This is a genomic window from Asaia sp. W19 (genome assembly GCF_003994335.1).
GTDB lineage: Bacteria > Pseudomonadota > Alphaproteobacteria > Acetobacterales > Acetobacteraceae > Asaia.
The window spans coordinates 1-689 of sequence record NZ_PNQZ01000137.1; the positions used below are offsets into that span (position 1 = coordinate 1).

The following is a 689-nucleotide window of genomic DNA, read 5'->3' on the forward strand; positions in this document are numbered from 1 at the left end:
CMGGATCCAGCTTCCGTCATCGAGCTGAACCCCGGCAAAATACGCATCGTGAAAAACAGAGCGGTCATACGGCAGTCCAGGGAGTAACGAGACCGGATTATCTTCCTGGAATACGGCCATATGGCGTGGCCGATGCCCCAGATGCGGGCTAAGAAAATGCCAGGATTCGCCGACCTCCATCGCCCGGTAATGGCCGTGCTCCAAGGCGAGGGCGAGGGGAGAATGTGGGGCATACCAGGCGAAATGCAGTTCGGTCGTATTGGCTGCCTGAAGCAGGGCGGGACGGTGTTCTGCTGGCGCGGCGCCGGTCATGCGAATGACAGACGCCACCTCGCGCACCATGCCCGTTGCCTCTATATCGGGCTTTGTCCATTGACCGCCAAAGGCCACAAAGAGTTCGAGCAGAAGCAATGTCACCGCCGCCGCCAGAGCGACGGTCACGATCAGGCGGCGCGAGATCGTGTCCTGCATGAGAAAGCGTCGCGTCATGAGCGTTTTACCGCGGAGGCGAACAGATAGCCCCCATTGCGCACGGTACGGATCAAGGTCGGATTTCTGGGGTCTTCCTCCAGCTTGGCGCGCAGGCGGCTCACCTGCACGTCGATGCTGCGATCGAACGCGGCATGATCAGGGCCGCGCGCCATATCCATGAGCTGGTCGCGTGTCAGTACACGCTGGGGATGCTCGGC

The 689-nt window shown here is 61.2% G+C and carries 1 protein-coding gene and 1 pseudogene; both read right to left on the reverse strand.

The window, feature by feature from the left end; all coding sequences use genetic code 11:
• Window positions 1–489, reverse strand: a pseudogene (locus C0V97_RS17350) (two-component sensor histidine kinase); the annotation flags it as partial.
• Window positions 486–689: helix-turn-helix domain-containing protein (locus C0V97_RS17355; RefSeq protein WP_148114969.1), on the reverse strand; the 204-nt coding region annotated here is incomplete at its 5' end. The pseudogene C0V97_RS17350 and the gene C0V97_RS17355, both read right to left, overlap by 4 nt.